The organism is Caulobacter ginsengisoli (assembly GCF_030814835.1).
In the GTDB taxonomy this organism is placed as follows: Bacteria; Pseudomonadota; Alphaproteobacteria; order Caulobacterales; family Caulobacteraceae; genus Caulobacter; species Caulobacter ginsengisoli.
This window is the reverse complement of sequence record NZ_JAUSVS010000006.1, coordinates 171,696-186,105: the sequence shown is the minus strand read 5'-3', so window position 1 is coordinate 186,105 and position 14,410 is coordinate 171,696. Positions and strand designations below refer to the sequence as shown.

General features: G+C 68.5%; 16 protein-coding genes. 8 read left to right on the top strand and 8 right to left on the bottom strand.

The features are described from left to right. Positions 1-20: 20 nt before the first annotated feature. Complete coding sequence (locus QO010_RS15815; protein ID WP_307350645.1) at positions 21-899, bottom strand: isoaspartyl peptidase/L-asparaginase family protein; 879 nt, start codon at positions 897-899, stop codon at positions 21-23. Between the two features lie 80 nt (positions 900-979). Here QO010_RS15815 and QO010_RS15810 point away from each other — a divergent pair, with 80 nt between their 5' ends. The 4 genes from QO010_RS15810 (at position 980) to QO010_RS15795 (ending at position 4,894) form a co-directional block, all read left to right on the top strand. Further along, positions 980-1,978, top strand: coding sequence for an NADPH:quinone oxidoreductase family protein (locus QO010_RS15810; RefSeq protein WP_307350643.1), 999 nt, complete (start codon positions 980-982; stop codon positions 1,976-1,978). 26 nt (positions 1,979-2,004) lie between these two features. After that, entirely contained in the window at positions 2,005-2,898 is an 894-nt protein-coding gene (locus QO010_RS15805; protein ID WP_307350640.1) for an SDR family NAD(P)-dependent oxidoreductase, read from the top strand. Positions 2,899-3,248: 350 nt separating this feature from the next. After that, on the top strand, positions 3,249-3,980 hold the full coding sequence (locus QO010_RS15800) for a 2OG-Fe(II) oxygenase (RefSeq protein ID WP_307350638.1): 732 nt from the start codon (positions 3,249-3,251) through the stop codon (positions 3,978-3,980). Then, positions 3,980-4,894 (top strand): DMT family transporter, encoded by a 915-nt coding sequence (locus tag QO010_RS15795; protein WP_307350636.1) that lies wholly within the window; start codon positions 3,980-3,982, stop codon positions 4,892-4,894. Before QO010_RS15800 ends, QO010_RS15795 begins: the two co-directional genes overlap by 1 nt. A gap of 275 nt (positions 4,895-5,169) precedes the next feature. Here QO010_RS15795 and QO010_RS15790 read toward each other — a convergent pair whose 3' ends face one another. Next, positions 5,170-5,820, bottom strand: a complete 651-nt coding sequence (locus tag QO010_RS15790; protein ID WP_307350634.1) for a lysoplasmalogenase family protein — start codon at positions 5,818-5,820, stop codon at positions 5,170-5,172. A gap of 8 nt (positions 5,821-5,828) precedes the next feature. Beyond that, complete coding sequence (locus QO010_RS15785; RefSeq protein WP_307350633.1) at positions 5,829-6,263, bottom strand: YkvA family protein; 435 nt, start codon at positions 6,261-6,263, stop codon at positions 5,829-5,831. Between the two features lie 56 nt (positions 6,264-6,319). Here QO010_RS15785 and QO010_RS15780 point away from each other — a divergent pair, with 56 nt between their 5' ends. Next, positions 6,320-7,108 carry an SDR family NAD(P)-dependent oxidoreductase gene (locus QO010_RS15780; protein ID WP_307350632.1) on the top strand — a complete coding sequence of 263 codons (789 nt, stop codon included), beginning with the start codon at positions 6,320-6,322 and terminating at the stop codon, positions 7,106-7,108. 68 nt (positions 7,109-7,176) lie between these two features. On the opposite strand, the gene QO010_RS15775 is transcribed toward QO010_RS15780, so the two are convergent. Continuing rightward, on the bottom strand, positions 7,177-7,752 hold the full coding sequence (locus QO010_RS15775) for a CC0125/CC1285 family lipoprotein (RefSeq protein ID WP_307350630.1): 576 nt from the start codon (positions 7,750-7,752) through the stop codon (positions 7,177-7,179). Between the two features lie 174 nt (positions 7,753-7,926). On the opposite strand from QO010_RS15775, the gene QO010_RS15770 reads away from it, so the two are divergent. Continuing rightward, positions 7,927-8,703 (top strand): sulfite exporter TauE/SafE family protein, encoded by a 777-nt coding sequence (locus QO010_RS15770; RefSeq protein WP_307350628.1) that lies wholly within the window; start codon positions 7,927-7,929, stop codon positions 8,701-8,703. A 4-nt stretch (positions 8,704-8,707) separates the two neighbouring features. Here QO010_RS15770 and QO010_RS15765 read toward each other — a convergent pair whose 3' ends face one another. Beyond that, positions 8,708-9,115, bottom strand: a complete 408-nt coding sequence (locus tag QO010_RS15765) for an MAPEG family protein (protein ID WP_307350626.1) — start codon at positions 9,113-9,115, stop codon at positions 8,708-8,710. Between the two features lie 147 nt (positions 9,116-9,262). On the opposite strand from QO010_RS15765, the gene QO010_RS15760 reads away from it, so the two are divergent. Then, on the top strand, positions 9,263-9,463 hold the full coding sequence (locus QO010_RS15760) for a KTSC domain-containing protein (protein WP_307350624.1): 201 nt from the start codon (positions 9,263-9,265) through the stop codon (positions 9,461-9,463). Between the two features lie 239 nt (positions 9,464-9,702). On the opposite strand, the gene QO010_RS15755 is transcribed toward QO010_RS15760, so the two are convergent. From QO010_RS15755 to QO010_RS15745, 3 genes are all read right to left on the bottom strand, one after another. Continuing rightward, entirely contained in the window at positions 9,703-10,932 is a 1,230-nt protein-coding gene (locus QO010_RS15755) for an argininosuccinate synthase (protein WP_307350623.1), read from the bottom strand. A gap of 63 nt (positions 10,933-10,995) precedes the next feature. Then, entirely contained in the window at positions 10,996-11,598 is a 603-nt protein-coding gene (locus tag QO010_RS15750) for a DUF1287 domain-containing protein (RefSeq protein WP_307350622.1), read from the bottom strand. A gap of 188 nt (positions 11,599-11,786) precedes the next feature. Then, positions 11,787-13,727 carry a potassium transporter Kup gene (locus QO010_RS15745; RefSeq protein WP_307350620.1) on the bottom strand — a complete coding sequence of 647 codons (1,941 nt, stop codon included), beginning with the start codon at positions 13,725-13,727 and terminating at the stop codon, positions 11,787-11,789. Between the two features lie 157 nt (positions 13,728-13,884). Between QO010_RS15745 and QO010_RS15740 the strand changes: the two genes are divergently transcribed. Then, positions 13,885-14,298, top strand: a complete 414-nt coding sequence (locus QO010_RS15740; RefSeq protein WP_307350618.1) for an Rrf2 family transcriptional regulator — start codon at positions 13,885-13,887, stop codon at positions 14,296-14,298. Positions 14,299-14,410: the final 112 nt, after the last annotated feature.

Sequence of the window (14,410 nt, the reverse complement as noted above, 5' to 3'; positions counted from 1 at the left end):
CGATTGCCGGGTGGTCGGCTTCAGAACGCTGCCGAGAGGATATCCCCGTCGCCGGTGAACCCGGCCCGCTTCATGCCTTCCGAGACATAGGGCATGGCGATCTGACCATCGGCCCCGACCGCGATCAGCCCGCCATCGCCGCCCAGCGACTTGATCTCGTCCAGCACCGCCTGCGTCGCCTCGGCCAGGCTCTGGCCGCCGAACTTCATGCGGAAGGCGACCTGCGAGGCCGCCGAGGTGCGGATGAAATACTCCCCTTGGCCGGTGCAGGAGACCGCCACCAGCCCGTCGGCCCAGCCGCCCGAGCCGATGATGGGGGTGTCGCCCACCCGGCCGGGCAGCTTGCCGAACACCCCGCCGGTCGAGGTCGCCGCCGCCAGCCGACCTTCGCCGTCCAGGGCCACGCAGCCGACCGTGCCGTGGGCCAGCTTGCCGGGCGGGTGGTTGGCTTCGAAGGTTCCGGCCCGGGTGAACCAGGCGGCCGGGTCGCCGATGGCGTCCATGTCCTGGTCGCGGGCGAACAGCGCCGCGCCATCGCCGGCCAGCATGACGTGGGGGGTCTTTTCCATCACGCAGCGGGCGACGCTGACCGGGCTCTTGAAGCCGGTCAGGGCGGCCACCGATCCGGCCCGGCCCGACGCGCCGTCCATCAGGCAGGCGTCCAGCTCATAGACCCCGGCGGTGTTGGGGCTGGCCCCGCGTCCGGCCACATAGAGGCCGCTGACCTCCAGCTCGCGGGTCGCCGCCTGGACGACGTCGAGCGCGCTGGCCCCGCCGCGCAGGGCGTCGCGCCCGGCCTCGACGACGCCGCGCATATGGGCGATCTCGCGCGTGTAGTCGCGGCCCTTTTTCGCGCCGGCGCCGCCGTGCACCACCAGACTCAAACATTTGTTCGTCAACACGGCTCTCCCGGTCTATGAACGCTGATAACACCGCGCTAGCGTCGCGGAGACAGCAATAACACTATGGGAGAGGCGGCATGAAGGCGGTGCTCAGCAAGGTCGTGGGTGGCCCGGAAACCCTGGTGGTCGAGGACCTGCCCAGCCCGGTCGCCGGACCGGGCCAGGTGCTGCTGGCGATCAAGGCCTGCGGGGTCAACTATCCCGACGTGCTGATCATCGAGGACAAGTACCAGTTCAAGCCCGCCCGTCCCTTCGCCCCCGGCGGCGAGGTCTCCGGCATCGTCAAGGCGATCGGCGAGGGCGTGACCCATGTGAGCGTCGGCCAGCGCGTCTTGGCCAACACCGGCTGGGGCGGCATGGCCGAGGAGCTGGTGCTGGACGCGGCGCGCGTGGTGCCGATCCCCGACGCCATGCCCTTCGACGAAGCGGCCGCCTTCATGATGACCTACGGCACCAGCTGGTATGGCCTCAAGGACCGCGGCCACCTGCAGGCCGGCGAGACCCTGCTGGTCCTGGGCGCCGCCGGCGGCGTCGGCCTGGCGGCGGTCGAGCTGGGCAAGGCCATGGGCGCGCGGGTCATCGCGGCGGCCTCTTCGCAGGAGAAGGTCGACCTGGCCATCGCCCGCGGCGCCGACAGCGGCGTCGTCTATCCCACCGGCCCCTTCGACAAGGACAGCGCCAAGGCCCTGGCCCAGCTCTTCAAGGACGCCTGCGGGCCCAGCGGCTGGGACGTCGCCTATGACGCGGTCGGGGGCGACTATGCCGAGGCGGTGATCCGCGCCGCCGGCTGGGGCGGCCGCTTCCTGGTCATCGGCTTCCCGGCCGGGATTCCGAAGATCCCGCTGAACCTGACCCTCTTGAAATCCTGCGACATCGTCGGGGTGTTCTGGGGCGCGGCCGTGGCCCGCGATCCCAAGGCCCATCAGGAGAACGTCAAACAGCTGATGGAGATGTATGCGGCCGGCAAGATCCGCCCGCACGTCTCCGAGACCTTCCCCCTGGCCCGGGCCGGCGAAGCCATCGCCCACCTGGGCAGCCGCAAGGCCCTGGGCAAGGTCGTGGTCGTCACCGAGTAGCAGAAAACAGTCGAGGGGGTTTGAGCATGGCGGGACGGCTTGAGGGCAGGATCGCCCTGATCACCGGCGGCGTGTCGGGGATCGGGCTGGGGGCGGTGGAGCTGTTCGTCGCCGAGGGCGCGAAAGTGGTCGCCGCCGACCTGCAGGACGAGAAGGGGGCGATGCTGGAAAAGCGTTTCCCCGATCAGGTCCGCTACGCCCATTGCGACGTCACCTCCGAGAGCGACGTCGCCGCGGCGGTGAAGCTGGCCGAGACGGCGTTCGGCGGGCTGGACATCCTCTTCAACAACGCCGGTCACGGTGGCAGTCCTGGCGGCGTCGCCGACATGGACGCGGCCGGCTGGGACCACACCTTCGCCCTGCTGGTGCGCGGCCCGGCGCTGGGCATGAAATACGCCGTCCCGCTGATGGCCAAACGCGGCGGCGGCAGCATCGTCAACACCGCCTCCATCGCCGGGCTGCAGGCCGGGTTCGGCCCGCTGGCCTACAGCAGCGCCAAGTGCGCGGTCATCCATATGAGCCGCTGCGCCGCCGCCGAGCTGTCGCCCCAGAAGATCCGCGTCAACGCCATCTGCCCGGGCCTGATCGCCACCTCGATCTTCGGCGCCTCCATGGGCCTGCCCCGCGAGGTCGCCGACCAGATGGCCGCCCGGGTCGAGGAGATCGGCGCCAAGGTCCAGCCCATCCCCAAGGCCGGTATGCCCGAGGATATCGCGAGGGCCGCCCTCTACCTGGCCAGCGACGACAGCGTCTTCGTGACCGGGACCCACATCGTGGTCGACGGCGGCATCACCATCGGCGGGCGGCACAGCTGGGACGTCTCGGCCTCCTCACCGATCCTCGACGCCCTGGGCATCACCCCCGAACAGGCCCAGCAGATGCGCGCCGCCCAACTGGCCATGAGCCAGACGCCGGGATAGGCGCGATCGACCCGACACTCCGTCTCGCACGGTCTGCGCGAAGTGTGGCGGGAAGGAAGAGAAGGTCAGAGGAGAAGCGCAAGCGACTGTGGGCGGAGCCGATGCCGCGGGCCATCTGCAAGCAGCGAGCTATTGAGGCGCAAAGCGCCTCGACGAGATTCAACAGGCTCGTGACGAATGGCTCAGGAAGGCCCTGCAGCTTGCTCTTCTCCTCTTAACTTCTCTTCCTTCCCAATTTAAACCCACGCCCCATGCCGCCCGCGGCTTCGGCGGCCAAGCCCCCTCTCCTGGGCGCTCGTTTTTTCCGAAAACCGGTTCCCACTTATAGGAACGCGCTCTAAATCGGCCCGGTGACCACCAGCATCCACCTCGATCCCGGCCTCGATCCGCGCCAGCTGGCGCCGGTGCTGGCGCAGTTCGGCCGGCTGCACCTGCCGGGCGTCTTCGATCCCGGCTCGGCCGTCGCCATCGCCCAGGCCCTGGCGGCGCCGCAGGTCCCCTGGATCAAGACCTGGCGCACCCTGGGCGCCAGCCTGGACGGCTCGCTCGAGGCCTTCGACAGCCTCACCCCCGAGAACCGCGCCGCCTTCGACGCCGAGATGAAGGCGGCGGCGCGGGGCGGCTTCTGCTTCCTGTTCGACGCCTGGCGGGTCAGCAAGGACATCGAGGCGGGCCAACGCCGCGGCGGCGCGCTGGAGCCCATCGAGGCGGTCTACGACTTCCTCAACAGCGAGACCTTCCTGACCTTCATCCGCCGGATCACCGGCGAGACCCGCGAGATCTTCTGCGACGCCATGGCCAGCCGCTATCGGCCGGGCGACTTCCTGGCCGCCCATGACGACGCGGTCAGCGGCCAGCGGCGGCTCTGGGCCTATGTGCTGAACTTCACCCCCGGCTGGCGGGCCGACTGGGGCGGGGTGCTGAACTTCCTCGACGAGGACGGCCATGTCGCCGAGGGCTACAGCCCGGTCTTCAACGCCCTCAACCTCTTCTCCATCCCCACGCCCCACGCGGTCTCCTACGTGGCCCCCTACGCGCCGTCGCCAAGGCTCTCGATCACCGGATGGGTCCGGGCGCGCTGATGCCCGACGTCCTGCCGCCCGTCCCGGAACTCGCCAAACGCCCGACCCTGGCCCCCAATGTGCGGGGCGCGCTGTGGATGCTGGCCTCGGCCCTGATGTTCACGGTGATGACCACCCTGATCAAGTTCTTAGGGAACGACTATCCGGCCGCCCTGCAGACCTTCTACCGCCAGGCCGCCGGCCTGATCGTCCTGGTCCCCTGGATCGTCCGCGACTGGAAGGGCGCCTTTCGCACCACAAGACTGGGCATCCTCCTCTTCCGCTCCAGCGCCGGCACGCTGGGCATGATCCTGAGTTTCTACGCCTTCCAGAAGCTGCCCCTGGCCGACGCCAATGCGCTCTCCTTCACCCGCACCCTGTGGCTGGTCCCCCTGGCCTTCTTCGTGCTCAAGGAGCCCCTGGGCCCCCGGCGGATCATCGCCGCCCTGGTCGGCTTCGCGGGGGTGCTGGTCATGCTCAAGCCTGGCGTCGGCGGACATGTGTTCAGCTGGGGCGAGGGGGCGATGCTGACCGCCTCCCTGCTGTTCGCCCTGACCATCACCGGCATGAAGGTGATGACCCGGGACCACAGCCCCTTCACCCTGCTGGTCTATTCGGCCGTGCTGGGCCTGGCCTTCTCGATCCCCGGCGCCGTCCTGACCTGGCGCTGGCCCAGCCCGACCGACATGGCCCTGCTGGCGGCCATGGGCGTGGCCGGCACCATCACCCAGGGTTGCTACATCAAGGGCATGCAGATCGGCGACGCCGGCGCCATGGCCCCGATCGACTACAGCCGGTTGGTGATGACCGTCATCGTCGGCTTCATCCTGTTCCAGGAAATCCCGGCCTGGACCACCATCCTGGGCGCGGCGGTGGTGGTGGCCTCGACTCTCTACATCACCTGGCGCGAGCAGCAGATCGCGCTGAAACGGTGAGGGGCTAACCCGGACATCCGGCTGGCGGCATCCGGTGTGGGATTAAATTGGGAAGGAAGATAAGGGGAAGAAGAAGCGTAAGGGACGGCGCTGGCCGAGCCTGGGCCGTCAGAGGCCGGCAATCTTCTTCGAGGCGCTTCGCGCCTCAATAGGACTCCGTTCGGACGTGGCCCAGGCGCGGTCGATCCTTCGTCGACAGCCCTTGCTCTTCTTCTTCCCCTTATCTTCCTTCCAAGTTTAATCCCACGCCCACCCCGCCAACGGTCGCCAACGCCTTAGCGCCACACCACGAACGGCCAGGCGATGGCCGTCTGGCCGCCCCAGTAGAGGAACCAGATGAGAAGGCCCGCCAGCTTCGGCCGGCCGAACACCGTCTCGTCCTTGAACAGCTGCACCGCCAGGATCGAGTCCGAGGCCATGAAGGCGACCGCCCCGGCCATGCAGGCCGCGTAGCTGGCGGGCAGGGTGAAGCTGGCGGCGACCATGGCCAGGATGGCCAGCACATAGACCGCCACCATGTAGCGCATCTGGCCGACGCCCGGCCAAAGCCAGCGCAGCAGCAGGGCCCCCACCACGACCACCGCCAGGGCCGCCCCCAGCCGCCAGCCGAGGACGGTGAACTCGGCCAGGCCGGCCCCGATCCCCAGGAACAGCGGCACATAGAGGACATGGGCCACGAAGAAGGCGGCCATGCCCGGCTGCAGCCACTTCCTGGCGTCCCCGGCCAGGAAGGCGTCGCCGAGCGCCGAGAAGGCCAGGGCCAGGACCAGCAGCAGCGGCGCGCCGGCCAGGAAGGCCGCGCCGGCCAGCGCCGCCACCGCCGCCGTCTTGACCACCGTCCGGAGCCAGGACGGCGGCCGATGGGTCAGCCACAGGCCATAGGCCAGGGCCGCCGCCAGCGAGACGATGCCTAGTCCCTCAATCATGGGGGCCCTCAATCATCGGCGAGCCGGTCCAGGAAGCCCCGCGCCGCCGCCTTGTGGGCCGGCTTCACATGCTTGCCGACCACCGCCAGCACGGCGGCCAGCACCGCGGCGTCATCGGTGAAGCCCAGCCCGGCGATCATGTCGGGAATGGCGTCGGTCGGCAGCACGAAATAGGCCAGGGCCGCCAGCATCAGGCCTTTCGCGGCCGCCGGGGTGGCCGGATCGCGGACGCACCACCACACCGACAGGGCGTCGTCGGCGAACGGAATCCTGGCCGCCACCTTGCGGATCTTGGGCCAGAAGCCCCGCGCGACCTTCTGCTCGTTCAGGCGGACCACGGCGGGCAGCAGGGATTTCTCCTTGTCGAGGACAGCCTCGGCGGCGGCCTTGCCCAATCCCTCGGGCGAGTTGACGTCGGGTGACGGCTTGGCATTCGCGTTCACGAGGCTTAACCCCCTGGTTTGAAGTCTATTGAACACCAACGTCCCGGGAGACGTCCATGAAACTCGATTCATCCATCAGCGCGGTCGTGACCGGCGGCGCCTCGGGCCTTGGCGAAGCCACCGTCCGCGCCCTGGTGGCGCAAGGCGTGAAGGTCGCCATCTTCGACCTGGACCGCCAGGCCGACCGCGGCGCCGCCCTGGAGAAGGAACTGGGCGTCACCTTCTGCGCCGTCAACGTCACCAGCGACGCCGATGTCGACGCCGGCTTCGAAAAGGCCCGGGCCGCCAACGGCCAGGAGCGCATCCTGGTCAACTGCGCCGGCACCGGCAACGCGGCCAAGACCGCCGGCCGCGACAAGACCACCGGCGATATCAAGCACTTCCCGCTGGCCCATTTCGACATGATCATCCAGATCAACCTGGTCGGCACCTTCCGCTGCATCGCCAAGTCGGCGGCCGGCATGCTGACCCTGGACCCGCTGGAAGACGGCGACCGCGGCGTCATCGTCAACACCGCCTCGGTGGCGGCCGAGGACGGCCAGATGGGCCAGGCGGCCTATTCCGCCTCCAAGGCCGGCGTCATCGGCATGACTCTGCCCATCGCCCGCGACCTGATGAGCGAGGGCATCCGCATCAACACCATCCTGCCGGGCATCTTCAACACCCCGCTGCTCAACGCCGCTCCCGAAGCGGTCAAGGCGGGCCTGGCCGCCAGCGTCCCCTTCCCCAAGCGCCTCGGCCAGCCGGAAGAATACGCCCAACTGGCCCTGACCATGATCACCAACGGCTACTTCAACGGCGAAGACGTCCGCCTCGACGGCGCCATCCGCATGGCGCCGCGCTAACCTCCCCTTTCGGGGGAGGCGACTCGCGGCGACGCCGCGAGCGGGCGGGGGCTGAAGCCCACTGTCGATTATGGGGCCGGCCGCACGATGGTCGGCCCCAGATTGGCCAGCACGTCCCGCGCATCGAAGACATGGCGGTCGCCGGCCGGGGGCGGGCCCTTGCCGACGGCGATCTCGGCGGTGGCCTCGAACTTCTCGATGGTGCGGACATCCATGCGGTCGGCCCAGAAGGGGTCGCCATACCAGGGGTCCCACCGCCGCCAGCCCGGACCAGCCCCATAGTAGCGCCAGTAGGGCCGCCAGTAGCCGAACCGTCCGGGCCCATAGCCGAACGGATCGGGCTCGACATAGGTGCGGCTGGTGCGGTCGACCTGTTTCTCGACCGTGGCGAACCAGTCAAAGCCCTGGTCCACCGTCAGCTCGGCCGAGCGATAGAGCAGATAGCGCTCCACCGTGTCGCGCGAGGTCAGGCTGTTGCCCGCGAAGGTGACCCGGAAATGGGTCGCGTCCAGCCGCTGTTCGGAAAACCCGCCCGAGACCGCCTGGCCGGGCACGTTGGGTTGGTAGGGGGTGGCGGTGGCGCAGGCCGTCAGGGCCACGCCCGCCATCAGGATCGCGGCTGCCGCCGCCGATCGCATGCTCATTTCAGCGCCTTTCGTCTCGAAAGTTCCGTCCCTGGAGTCAACACTTGGAACCCCGGCGAAGTTGCCGCAAGACCCCGTCGCGCTTCGATTTTTCCTGAACGCCACCGGCGACGATTTGCGGTGACGCCGGGGCCGCCGTCTGCGACTTAGTCGGCCTGACGGAAACGGGGCCGCATGAATACGGACTTCTGGCTGTTCTTCGCCGTGGGTATCGCCGCCCAACTGGTCGATGGAGCCCTGGGCATGGCCTATGGCGTGGTGTGCAGCACCGCCCTGCTGGCCCTGGGCGTGCCGCCGTCCAACGCCTCGGCCAGCGTGCATGCGGCCAAGGTGTTCACCGGCGCGGCCTCGGCGGTCAGCCACGTCCTGCATGGCAATGTGAACTGGCGGCTGCTGGCCCTGCTGTCGGCCGGCGGCGTGCTTGGCGGGGTGCTGGGGACCTTCGTGCTGACCAGCATCGACGGGGCCATCGTCAAGCCCTGGGTGGTGGCCTGGCTGGGGATCATGGGCCTGGTCATCCTCTGGCGGGCCTGGCGCGGGACCCGGCCGCAGGTCCTGGGCTGGACCCGGCCGCTGCCGCTGGGGGCCATCGGCGGCTTCTTCGACGCCATCGGCGGCGGCGGCTGGGGGCCGGTGGTGACCAGCACCCTGCTGGGCTGGGGCGGCGACGCCCGCCAGGCCATCGGCACCACCAACGCCGCCGAGTTCTTCGTCGCCTCGGCCATCTCGGCCACCTTCCTGGCCGCCCTGGTCACCGGCCAGTGGGAGGCGGCCGGCCTCTCCGATCACGCCTGGTCGATCGGCGGGCTGATCGCCGGCGGCGTGGTGGCCGCTCCCATCGCCGGCTGGACCATCAAGGTCGTGCCGGTCAGGGCCCTGACCTGGCTGGTCGGCCTGCTGGTGACAGGCCTCGCCATCTGGCAAGGCCTGGTGCTGGCCAAACTGATCTGATCGATCAGACCCCGCCGGTCTGGATGGCGACCCAGATCGCCCTGCCCAGGGCGCCCAGCACCAGGACCGCGGCCGCCAGCGACTGGACCAGGAAGCCCATGCTGCGCGACTGGGCGGCCTTGGAATAGCCGGTCGCATAGAGGATGCGGCCGAGGATCCAGACCACGCCCAGGGCGGCGGCGACCCGGTCGTTCCAGTAGAAGGCGAACAGCCACAGGCCCGGCAGGAAGATCGGCATCCATTCCAGGGTGTTGGCCTGGACGCGGAACACCCGCTCGAAATCGGCATGCCCGGTGGTGGCCGGCACGGCGATGCCGTATTTGGCCCGCGCCCGGGCGACCAGGAAGCTGGTCCAGAAATAGGTCAGCACCGCCAGCAGGGTGACGATGGCGACGAGTGTGTGGCCTTGCATGTGTTTTCTTCCCCGACCGAGGGGTCTTATGCCCCTCAGGGGCGAGATTGACATGCTTCGGGGCGAACGGCGATATGGCGGTGTGGACCCTAGTTGGGCAGCCGCGCGTTTAGTCCGCAGACGGAATCGGCCGCAGAGGGCGTCGCCATGCAGACCACCGCCTCGATCCACGCCATCCGCTACGAGGAAGACCGCCACAAGCTGTTCGTCCGCTTCAACGACGGCGAGGAATACGTCTATGTCGGCGTGACCGGCGAGGCGCACCGGTCCTTCGTCGATTCCGACAGCCGCGAGGCCCACTTCGCCAGCGAAATCAGCGGGCGGTATCCGTTCAATAAGGTGGAGTAGGCGGCCTTCCGCTCCCGGCGGGAGCGGACGACCTCGCCAGAGCGAGGTCCGGTGAGGGTTTCGGGGGCCGTGTTCGGGGTTTGGGACTACCCCTTGCCTATAAGCCAGGCGCCCGAGCGAGGCGGTGGCAAATCACGCCTTGTCGCCACACGGCCCTGGAAACCCTCACCTGGCCAGGCCTCGCACGCGCTCGCGGCGCGTGTCGGGCGGCCGTCCGCTCCCGCCGGGAGCGGAGCAAGCTACCCCCGCCGGTCCCGCTTCGCCGCCACCCGCAGCCGCAAGGCGTTCAGCTTGATGAAGCCCGCCGCGTCGCGCTGGTCGTAGGCGACCTTGCCCTCCTCGAAGGTCACCAGCTCCTGGTCGTAGAGGCTGTAGGGGCTGGTGCGGCCGATGATGCTGACATTGCCCTTGTAGAGCTTGACCCGCACCTGGCCGGTCACCTTGGCCTGGCTGAAGTCGATGGCCGTCTGCAGCATCTCGCGCTCGGGGCTGAACCAGAAGCCGTTGTAGATCAACTCCGCATAGCGCGGCATCAGCTCGTCCTTCAGATGCATCGAGCCGCGATCGAGGGTGATCGACTCGATGCCCCGGTGGGCGGCCAGCAGGATGGTCCCGCCGGGGGTCTCATAGACGCCGCGGCTCTTCATGCCGACATAGCGGTTCTCGACCAGGTCCAGCCGGCCGACACCATTGGCGTGGCCCAGTTCATTGAGTTTGGTCAGCAGATTGGCCGGCGACAGCGCCTCGCCGTCGATGGCGACGGGATCGCCCCGCTCGAAATCGATGGTGAAGACGGTGGCTTTGTCGGGGGCGTCCTCGGGCGCGATGGTCCGCATATAGACGCTCTCGGGGGCCTCCACGGCCGGGTCCTCGAGCACCTTTCCTTCCGAGGAGCTGTGCAGCAGGTTGGCGTCGACGCTGAACGGCGCCTCGCCCAGCTTGTCCTTGGCGATGGGGATCTGGTGGTCGCGGGCGAAGGCCAGCAGGGCCTCGCGGCTCTTGAAGTCCCATTCCCGCCAGGGCGCGATGACGGTGATGTCGGGCTCGAGGGCGTAGTAGGCCACCTCGTAGCGGACCTGGTCGTTGCCCTTGCCGGTCGAGCCGTGGCTGACCGCGTCGGCGCCCACCTTGCGGGCGATGTCGATCTGGGTCTTGGCGATCAGCGGCCGGGCGATCGAGGTGCCCAGCAGATACTGGCCCTCGTAGACGGTGTTGGCCCGGAACATCGGGAAGACGTAGTCGCGCACGAATTCCTCGCGCAGGTCCTCGATGAAGATGTTCTCGGGCTTGATGCCCAGCAGCAGCGCCTTCTCGCGGGCCGGCCCCAGCTCCTCGCCCTGGCCGAGGTCGGCGGTGAAGGTGATGACCTCCGCGCCATACTCGGTCTGCAGCCATTTGAGGATGATCGAGGTGTCGAGACCGCCCGAATAGGCGAGGACGACCTTCTTGACGGCGGGCTTGTCGGACATGTCGGGCTTTCGGCAGTGCAGCAAAGTTCAGGCGCTGCGTTCAAGGGCCGTTTAGCCCCCCCGTCAAGTCCGCTGTTGCGGCGCCCAGCGGAAATGGCCCGTCTGGCGGAACGGAAAGGCCGCCGCCTCGCGCTTCGTCCCGCCGCCCATGTTGTGGATGACATCCTGCACGCCGAAGGCTCCGGCCCCCGCCGCCAGCATGATGTGGGTCCCCACCGGGACCAGCTGCACGGTGATGATGTCTCCCGGCTGCCAGGTTTCGCCGGACGGGCGGGCCGCCCCCAGGCGGGTCAGGAAGGTTTCCAGGTTAGGCACCCGGCGGTGGTCGATATTGCTGTCCGGACCCTTGAGCCCCCAGCGATGCGGATAGGCGGCGAAGGCGCGTTTCATATCCTCGTGCACCAGCCGCTGCAGGTCGATGCCGAAGGCGTCGCGATAGGCGCGGACCACCACGTCGGTGCAGACCCCCTTCTCACGCGGCACGTCGCCGTTCGGGTAGGCGATCCTGGTGTAGAGCGGGTCGTAGTGGACGGTCGTGCCGATCTGCGCTGACGCCGCCTCCAGCAGTTTCTCAGCCCAGGTGGCGGCGTGGGCCCGTCGCGGCGGCGCGCAGGCGCTGAGGGCGAGGGCGGGCGTGGCGGCGAGCAGGGCGCGGCGGTGGATCATATCGTCAGGTTCCCGACGGACTTGGGCGAATTCGCGGCCTCCCATAAATCCGCTCATCCCCGCGAAAGCGGGGACCCAGGCTTTTTGCTGTTGAGGGCGGTTCTGACGGGTCCGGGCGGCTGAAAGCCCGCTACGAAAAACACCTGGGTCCCCGCTTTCGCGGGGATGAGCGGGTGTGGGGAGATGATCTAGACCGTAACCTGAGCCCCCAGCTCCACCACCCGGCCCGGCGGAATCTTGAAGAAGTCCGTCGGGTTGGCGGCGTTCTTCATCAGGAAGATGAACAGCTTGTCCTGCCAAAGGGGCATGCCCGACTGCGCATTGGGCACCAGGCTGCGTCTCCCCAGGAAGAAGCTGGTCGCCATGATGTCGAACTTCAGCCCCTGCTTGCGGCACAGGCCCAGCGCCTTGGGCACGTTCGGGGTCTCCATGAAGCCGTAGGTGATGGTCAGCTTCTTGAAGTCCTCGTTGACCGGCTCGAGCTTGATGCGCTCGCTCTCCTTGACGCGCGGCGTCTCGGCGGTGCGGACGGTGGCGACGATGTTCTTCTCGTGCAGCACCTTGTTGTGCTTGAGGTTGTGCATCAGGGCGACCGGGGTCATGTCCGGGTCGCTGGTCAGGAAGATGGCCGTGCCGGGAGCGCGGTGCGGGGCTCTGGCCCGCAGGATCTCCATCAGATCGGCGAGCGGCACGCTGTCCCGGCGGGTCTTGTCGGTGAGGATCTGGCTGCCCCGCGCCCAGGTCCACATGATCAGGACCAGCACCGCCCCGAACACCAGCGGCATCCAGGCCCCGTCGGGGATCTTCAGCATGTTGGAGGAGATGAAGGTCAGGTCCAGCAGGACCAGCGGCGCCAGCAGGGCGAGCGTCGCGGGCCAGCCCCAGTTCCAGTGCTTCCGGGCGATGACGAAGGCCAGCATGGTGTCGACGAACATCGCGCCCGTCACGGCGATGCCATAAGCCGAGGCGAGGCGATGGCTGTCGCGGAACACGAACAGCAGCACCAGCACCCCCACCATCAGGTAGGTGTTGACCTGCGGCACGAAGATCTGGCCGGCCTGGGTTTCGCTGGTCCGCTTGATGTCCATGCGCGGCAGCAGGCCCAGCTGCACCGCCTGCTGGGTCATCGAGAAGGCCCCGGTGATCACCGCCTGGCTGGCGATGACGGTGGCGGCGGTGGCCAGGACCAGCACCGGCCAGTAGGCGATGGCCGGGACCATCTCCCAGAAGGGGTTGTGCCGGGTTTCCGGCTCGCGCAGCACCAGGGCGCCCTGGCCCAGATAGACCAGCGCCAGGCAGATGAAGGCCACCACCCAGGCAAAGCGGATCGGCCCTTTGCCGAAATGGCCCATGTCGGCATAGAGGGCCTCGGCCCCGGTCACCGCCAGAAAGACGCTGCCCAGGATCACGAAGCCCAGGAAGCCGTTGCTGGCCAGGAAGCGGATGCCGTACCAGGGATTGAAGGCGGCCAGGATCGCCGGGTCCTGGACCAGGTGATAGAGGCCCAGCCCGCCCAGGGTCAGGAACCAGATAAAGGTCACCGGCCCGAACAGCGAGGCCATGCGGTGGGTGCCCTTGGCCTGGACGAAGAACAGGGCGATCAGGATGCCGGCCGAGATCGGCAGCACATAGGGCGTGAAATAGTGGCCGAAGTCGGGGGCGTCCTTCAGGCCCTCGACCGCCGAGAGCACCGAGATGGCCGGGGTGATGATGCCGTCGCCATAGAACAGCGCCGCGCCCAAGACCCCCAGGAAGAACACCGCTGTCGAGCGCTTGCCCAGGGCCCGTTGCGCCAGGGCCATCAGGGCCAGGGTGCCGCCCTCGCCCTTGTTGTCGGCCCGCATCAGGAAGACGACGTATTTCAGGGTGACGATCAGGGTCAGGGTCCACAGGACCAGCGAGACCACCCCGAACACCGCCAGCGGGCTGGCGCTGTTCTTCGAGTGGGCCAGGGCCTCGCGCATGGCGTAGAGCGGGCTGGTGCCGATATCGCCGAACACCACGCCCAGCGAGCCCAGCGACAGGGCCAGGAAGGCGCGCTTGCTCTTCGGCTCACCGTGGCCGTGATGGGTCGTGTGGGGCTGCGACGCCGGATCGGACTCGGTCGCGCCAGAGGCTTCAGCAGCCATCAAGTTCAGGTCTCCGGGACCGGCCAGGGAGCGCCGTCCCACGTCAATGCGGCGGGCGCCATATACCCAATCACAGGCGGGTTCAATCGCAACCCGACGTCAACGGGATAGCCCAGCCCTTTCAACGAAGCCCTAAGGCGCCTAGTTTCATAGCCACATGTCCGACAGCCAGAAATTTCCCGTCGCCGCCCACGCCCTGGCCTATATGGCCCACAAGGGCGCGACCAGCGCCGACAAGGCGGTGTCCAGCGGCGAACTGGCCGCCTCCATGCCCACCAACCCCGTCGTCGTGCGGCGGGTGACGGCCATGCTGGCCCGGGCCGGGCTGATCGAGACCCGGGCCGGAGCCGGCGGCGGCGCCTGGCTGATCGCCGACCCTGCGACCATCGGCCTCGACCAGGTCCTGCGCGCCGTCGGCGGCTGCGCCCACCTGGGCGTGACCCCGAAGGGGGCCCAGGGCTGCCCGGTCGGCGAGAAGATCCCCGACGCCATCCGAGGGGCGATTATCGCGGCCGACAAGGCGGCGGCGGACCGGCTGGGGGATTTCTCGGTGAGTGATCTGCTCGCCTGACGGGCCTCAACAACACTCTCCCGTAGGGGGCTTGCGGATTCACACATCGATCCTCAGCCCAAGCCCTTCCCCCGCTGGCGGGGGAAGTGGCCTGAGACGCGCAGCGGCGAAG